The sequence below is a fragment of the Clostridia bacterium genome (assembly GCA_014360065.1).
Taxonomy (GTDB): Bacteria; Bacillota; DSM-521; order Neomoorellales; family JACIYF01; genus JACIYF01.
Genome location: JACIYF010000137.1, coordinates 1 through 5,966 on the forward strand (window position 1 = coordinate 1; position 5,966 = coordinate 5,966).

General features: G+C 56.0%; 13 protein-coding genes. All 13 read right to left on the bottom strand.

Features of this window, described 5'->3' with window-relative positions; all coding sequences use genetic code 11:
* On the bottom strand, positions 1-1,240 hold a 1,240-nt coding region (secY, locus tag H5U02_13375), incomplete at its 3' end, for a preprotein translocase subunit SecY (protein ID MBC7343413.1).
* Entirely contained in the window at positions 1,241-1,684 is a 444-nt protein-coding gene (gene rplO, locus H5U02_13380; protein ID MBC7343414.1) for a 50S ribosomal protein L15, read from the bottom strand.
* 11 nt (positions 1,685-1,695) lie between these two features.
* Positions 1,696-1,902, bottom strand: coding sequence for a 50S ribosomal protein L30 (rpmD, locus tag H5U02_13385; protein MBC7343415.1), 207 nt, complete (start codon positions 1,900-1,902; stop codon positions 1,696-1,698).
* A gap of 16 nt (positions 1,903-1,918) precedes the next feature.
* On the bottom strand, positions 1,919-2,419 hold the full coding sequence (gene rpsE, locus H5U02_13390; GenBank protein MBC7343416.1) for a 30S ribosomal protein S5: 501 nt from the start codon (positions 2,417-2,419) through the stop codon (positions 1,919-1,921).
* Positions 2,420-2,430: 11 nt separating this feature from the next.
* A complete protein-coding gene (rplR, locus tag H5U02_13395) occupies positions 2,431-2,799 on the bottom strand; it encodes a 50S ribosomal protein L18 (protein MBC7343417.1) in 369 nt (122 codons plus the stop codon).
* Positions 2,800-2,811: 12 nt separating this feature from the next.
* Entirely contained in the window at positions 2,812-3,354 is a 543-nt protein-coding gene (gene rplF, locus H5U02_13400; protein MBC7343418.1) for a 50S ribosomal protein L6, read from the bottom strand.
* A 14-nt stretch (positions 3,355-3,368) separates the two neighbouring features.
* A complete protein-coding gene (gene rpsH / locus H5U02_13405; GenBank protein MBC7343419.1) occupies positions 3,369-3,767 on the bottom strand; it encodes a 30S ribosomal protein S8 in 399 nt (132 codons plus the stop codon).
* Between the two features lie 30 nt (positions 3,768-3,797).
* Positions 3,798-3,983, bottom strand: coding sequence for a type Z 30S ribosomal protein S14 (locus tag H5U02_13410; GenBank protein MBC7343420.1), 186 nt, complete (start codon positions 3,981-3,983; stop codon positions 3,798-3,800).
* A gap of 26 nt (positions 3,984-4,009) precedes the next feature.
* Positions 4,010-4,549 (bottom strand): 50S ribosomal protein L5, encoded by a 540-nt coding sequence (gene rplE, locus H5U02_13415; protein MBC7343421.1) that lies wholly within the window; start codon positions 4,547-4,549, stop codon positions 4,010-4,012.
* Between the two features lie 19 nt (positions 4,550-4,568).
* Positions 4,569-4,925 (bottom strand): 50S ribosomal protein L24, encoded by a 357-nt coding sequence (locus H5U02_13420; GenBank protein MBC7343422.1) that lies wholly within the window; start codon positions 4,923-4,925, stop codon positions 4,569-4,571.
* A 126-nt stretch (positions 4,926-5,051) separates the two neighbouring features.
* Positions 5,052-5,420, bottom strand: coding sequence for a 50S ribosomal protein L14 (rplN, locus tag H5U02_13425; protein ID MBC7343423.1), 369 nt, complete (start codon positions 5,418-5,420; stop codon positions 5,052-5,054).
* A 30-nt stretch (positions 5,421-5,450) separates the two neighbouring features.
* Positions 5,451-5,744, bottom strand: a complete 294-nt coding sequence (rpsQ, locus tag H5U02_13430) for a 30S ribosomal protein S17 (protein ID MBC7343424.1) — start codon at positions 5,742-5,744, stop codon at positions 5,451-5,453.
* A 17-nt stretch (positions 5,745-5,761) separates the two neighbouring features.
* The gene (rpmC, locus tag H5U02_13435; protein MBC7343425.1) at positions 5,762-5,965 is read right to left on the bottom strand and encodes a 50S ribosomal protein L29; all 204 of its coding nucleotides are present in this window, start codon (positions 5,963-5,965) and stop codon (positions 5,762-5,764) included.
* Position 5,966 lies beyond the last annotated feature (1 nt).

Here is a 5,966-nt window from a genome sequence, read left to right on the forward strand (position 1 = left end):
GCGCCTCCAGCTGCTTCATAGTCTCCAGGGCCACGCCCACTACGATCAAGAGCGAGGTGCCGCCAAAAGCAATGTTCATTCCGGTGGTGGCCTCAACAAAGTTAGGTAAAAGCGCAATTATCGCCAGGAATATTGCCCCGGCCAGGGTAATCCTGGACAATACCCGTTCGATGTACTCGGCCGTAGGCCGCCCTGGGCGCAGGCCCGGGATAAAACCACCATACTTCTTAATGTTATCAGCAACATCCCGGGGGTTAAAAGTCACCGCCGTATAGAAGTAAGTGAAGAAAATAATCAGCAGCGCGTAAAGGCTGAGGTAGAAAGCCGTCCCGGGCCTAAAAATCCTAGTTACTGCTGCCATAAAGGCATTGTTAGGAAACCAAGTGCTGATGGTCGACGGAAACAAAAGGATAGAAATGGCGAAGATCACGGGGATAACCCCAGCTTGGTTTACCCGCATGGGTATATGGGTGCTCTGGCCACCATAGACTCTCCGCCCGACCACCTTCTTGGCGTATTGTACCGGGATGCGCCGCTGCCCCTCGTTCATAGCTACGATACCGCCAATGACCACTACCGCCATAACCAAGAAGAAAATTAAGGCTACAACGCTGGCCTCACCGGTGCGAACGTATTGCACTACCTGGTAGCCCATACTGGGGAACCGGGAAACAATACCGGCAAAGATCAGCAAAGAAATGCCGTTGCCGATTCCCCGCTCGGTAATCATCTCTCCCATCCACATCAGGAATATGGTACCGGCAGTCAAGCTGATTACGATTACAGCATAATTCCAAAATGAAGGGTGGGCCAGGGCGGGAACGCCCGCGGTCGTGCTTCGCCCCAAAAAGATGGCCATGCCGGTGGCTTGGATAGCGCCCAGGAGCACGGTCCCGTACCGGGTGTAAGCAACAATCTTCTTGCGGCCTTCTTCCCCTTCCTTGGCCAGCCTCTCCAAATAGGGAATTACCACCGTTAAAAGCTGCATTATAATGGAAGAGTTAATGTAGGGCACTATGCCCATAGCAAAGACGGAAAGATTCTTAAAGGCGCCGCCGGAAATAATATCAAAGAAGCCGAACAGCGTTCCCTCCCGAAGTAGGGCAGCAACGCCCTCCGGGTTTATGCCAGGCACGGGAATGTGAGCTCCCAGCCTAAAGATCACGAACATCCAAGCGGTAAACGTGATCTTTTTGCGCAGGTCAGGAAGCTGCCAAGCCTTGACCAGAGTTTCTAACAACTAGACCACCTCAGCTCGGCCACCGGCTGCCTCAATCTTCTTAGCAGCGGATTCGCTAAAGGCATGAGCCCGCACCACTAGCGATCGCTTGAGGTCGCCCTGCCCTAGGATTTTGACCCCATCCCTAATCTCTTTAATGATACCGCTCTCCACCAGCAACTCGGGGGTAACTTGGGTCCCGTCGGCAAAACCATTGAGCCGGTCCAGGTTGACCACGGTCATGACCTTGCGGTTAACGTTCTTGAATCCCCGCTTGGGTATACGGCGCACCAAGGGCATTTGGCCGCCCTCAAACCCGCGCCGAACTCCTCCGCCCGAGCGAGCCTTTTGCCCCTTGTGGCCGCGCCCAGCAGTTTTGCCGTTGCCGGAGCCAATACCCCGTCCCACTCGAAAAGGCTTTACCCTCGCGCCCTGGGGAGGCACCAGGTTATTTAACCTTACCATGTTTCTACCTCCTAACGGCTGTAGTCGCCCTCGGCTTCAACTTCTTCCACCGCCAAGAGGTGGGCCAGCTGCTTGATCTTGCCCCGAATATCAGGGGTATCGTGATGCAGCCGAGAATGCTGAAGCCGACTCAATCCCAAAGCCTTGGCCGTCGCCCGCTGTTTAGGCGAACTGCCAATTAGGCTCTTTACCAACGTAACTTTAAGCATCCTTGCCATCGCTCCCGCCTCCCATCTACCCCAGCAACCGTTCCGCCGGGACTCCACGCAGCCGGGCCACTTCTTCAGCCCGCTTCATCAGTTTTAAGCCCTCTATGGCGGCATAGGCCATGTTGATGGGATTGGAGGAACCTAAGGACTTGGTCAATACATCTTTGACGCCCGCCAACTCCATAACCGCTCGCACCGCACCCCCGGCGATTACGCCGGTACCTTCGGAGGCGGGGCGAATCATCACCTTGCCAGCCCCAAAATGGCCGATTACCTCGTGGGGAACGGTGGTCCCCACCAGGGGTACCTCAATCAAGTTCTTCTTAGCATTTTGGGTACCTTTGCGGATGGCTTCCGGCACTTCTCCTGCCTTGCCCAACCCGACCCCGACATGACCTTGGCCGTCACCAACTACCACCAGGGCGCTAAAGCTAAACCGCCGGCCTCCTTTTACCACCTTGGCCACCCGGTTTATGCTGACTACCTTTTCGGTAAGCTCCAACTCATCGGCATTGATCCGCGGCATTGTCTCCCTCCTTAAAACTCCAGGCCGCCCTCACGGGCCCCTTCTGCCAGCGCCTGAACCCGCCCATGGTAGATGTAGCCGCTGCGGTCAAATACTACCCGGCTAATCCCTCGCTCCAAGGCTTTGGCCGCTAGAGCCAACCCCACCTGGCGGGCAGCTTCCCGGTTACCTCGGTTGGTTAGCTTTTGCCGTAGCTCCGGATCTAGCGTGGATGCCGACACCAGGGTGCGGCCATTGGTATCATCGACAATCTGGGCATACATATGCTTCAGGCTACGGTAGACAGTCAGGCGGGGCCTCTCGGCGGAGCCTGCGATCTTTTTTCTTACCCGCAGATGCTTTCTACGGTGAACTTCTTTGCGGCTCTCCTTTTTAATCACGGCCCTATCCCCCTACTTCTTGGTTCCTACCTTGCCCGCCTTGCGGCGAATGACCTCATTTTCGTACTTTATGCCTTTGCCCTTATAAGGCTCAGGCGGACGAATCGCCCGGATATTGGCAGCTACCGCCCCTACCCGCTCTTTATCGATCCCCTTTACCACCACTTTGTTGGGGGCAGGGACTTCCAGTTCAATCCCCTCTTCCGGCTCAATTTCCACCGGATGGGAATAACCTACCGTAAGCACTAACTTCCGCCCTTGCTTGGCAGCGCGGTAACCTACACCTACCAGCTCCAGCCCCTTTTCATAGCCCTTGGAGACTCCATGAACCATGTTGGCCACCAAGCTCCTAGTCAGCCCGTGCAAGGCCCGATGCCGAGGCTGGTCGCTGGGGCGGGTAACCCTGATTTGGCCGTTCTCCTTGGATATGCTCATCTCCGGGTGCAGCTCCTTGGTCAGCTGCCCCTTAGGCCCCTTTACAGTAACCAGGTTGCCTTTAATATCCACTTCCACTCCCTGGGGAATGGGAATGGGTTGCTTTCCAACTCGAGACACCTCTTCACCCCCATTTACCAGATGTAGCAGAGTACTTCTCCGCCTAACCCCTGTTCCCGCGCCTTTTTGTCGGTCATTATCCCCTTGGAGGTAGAAATAATAGCAATTCCTAATCCTCCCAGCACCCGCGGTACTTGGTCCTTGCGCACATAAACTCTGAGACCAGGCTTGGAAATGCGCCTGAGGCCGCTGATCACCCGCTCCCGCTCGGGGCCATACTTGAGGTAGAGGCGAAGGATACCCTGCTTCCCATCCTCTACGTATTCATAATCCCGGATAAACCCTTCCTCCTTGAGAATCTCGGCCATGGCCCGCTTTACTTTGGAGGCAGGGATTTCTACCTTCTCGTGCCGGACTGTATTGGCGTTGCGAATCCGGGTCAAGAAATCAGCAATCGGATCGGTCATCGCCACGGAGCATACCCCCTTTCAAGTTTGTAGACCCTACCAGCTGGCTTTAGTGATACCGGGAATTTCTCCTCGGTAAGCCATTTCCCGGAAGCAAATGCGGCAGATCCCAAACTTGCGCATGTAGCCATGAGGCCGCCCGCAGATCTGGCACCGATTGTGATGGCGCACTTTAAACTTCTGGGGCCTTTTGGCCTTGGCAATCATCGATTTCTTAGCCACGCTGCTCCTCCTCTTTTACTGGCTCATTAATCGTGGAAAGGAACGCCCAAGAGCCTTAGGAGCTCCCGAGCCTCCTCATCGGTTTTGGCGGTGGTAGTAATGCATATGTCCATGCCCCGGACTTTCTCCACCTTGTCATAATCGATCTCAGGAAAGATCAGCTGCTCCCTGAGCCCTAAATTGTAGTTGCCGCGCCCGTCAAAGCTATCAGCGGAAACCCCACGGAAATCCCGCACCCGGGGAAGAGCCACGTTGATCAGCCGGTCCAAAAACTCGTACATCCGGTCCCCGCGGATAGTCACTTTGCAGCCGATCGGTACTCCGGCCCTCACCTTGAAGGCGGCAATCGAGCGCTTAGCCCTGGTTACGACCGGCCGCTGTCCGGCAATCGCTGTCAGGTCATTGACGGCTGCGTCCAGAAGCTTGGGGTTCTGGGTAGCATCGCCAACTCCCATATTGATTACCACCTTTTCCACCTTGGGGACCTGCATGGGATTCTTATAGCCGAACTTTTTCATCAAGGCCGGCCTGACCTCGCTAAGGTATTTCTCTTTTAGGCGGGGCAAACCCATCTGCCAAACCTCCTCACTTGTCCAGCACCTCGCCGCATTTCTTGCAGTAGCGCACTTTCTTTCCATCCGCCAGGAATTTCCGCCCCACCCGGGTAGGAGTATTGCAGCTTCCGCAGACTACCATAACCTTACAGGCAGGAAAGGGGGCCTCGCGCTCCTGGATACCGCCCTGCTGCATTTTTGGCGTCGGCCTAAGGTGCTTCTTAACAATATTTACTCCTTCCACCACCACCCGGCCCTGGTCCGGAATGACGGTCAGGACTTTTCCCTTTTTTCCAGCATACTTCCCGCTCAACACTAAAACCGTGTCGCCCTTCTTAACGTGGCATTTGGCCCGACTCACAGGTATCACCTCCGTTAAAACCGCCATTGTCGGTGGACAGCCGCCACAACCGCCGTCCACCCCCCGTCCCCAAGAACCATCCCGCGCCTCGACTCCGACCGGGGATGCGCCCAGACGGCGGCTCTTGCCACTGCCCACCAACAATCGGAGTACTTACAGCACCTCCGGTGCCAGAGAGACAATCTTCATGAAATCGCGCTCCCTAAGCTCCCTAGCCACCGGTCCAAAGATACGGGTTCCTCGGGGCGTTCCCTGGTCATTGATAATTACAGCTGCATTCTCATCAAAGCGAATGTGGGAGCCGTCTGGCCTACGAATTTCCTTTTTGGTGCGAACCACCACTGCTCGGACCACTTCGCCTTTCTTGACTACTCCGCCGGGGGCTGCCTCCTTGACCGAAGCGATGATGACATCGCCAACGCTGGCATAACGCCGCTTGGAGCCGCCCAAGACCCGGATGCAAAGCAGCTTCTTCGCGCCCGTATTGTCTCCCACTTTTAAGACTGACTCCTGCTGTATCATGGCTTCCCCTCCTATAACTTAGAGGTCAACCTATTCTTCCGCCAGGTCGTGCTCGGGCACTGGCTGAGCGGAAGTCTCCAGGATTTCTGCTACCCGCCAGCGCTTGCGGGCGCTAAGCGGTCGAGTCTCCATGATCAATACTTTGTCGCCTACCCGACAACGATTCTCTTCGTCATGGGCTAGGTAGCGCTTGCTGGTCCGCATCCGCCGCCCGTACAGATCGTGCTTACGAAAAGATTCCACCAGGACAACTACGGTCTTATCCATCTTGTCGCTTACAACCCGGCCCAACCGAACCTTGCGCTTAGGCCTTATATCCGCCAAACCTAGTTCCTCCTTCCTCAGCTACCCTGAGCTGCCCGGCGGGCTGGATCGCCCATCTGGGCGCGCTCCTCCTTCAGTTCCCGCTCCCGGAGTACGGTCTTGACCCGGGCTATATCCCGCCTAACCTCGCGAATCCGAAGGGGGTTATCCAGCTGGCCAGTGGCCATCTGGAAACGCAGGTTAAAGAGCTCTTCCTTGAGGTCCTCCACCTTGCGCTCCAAT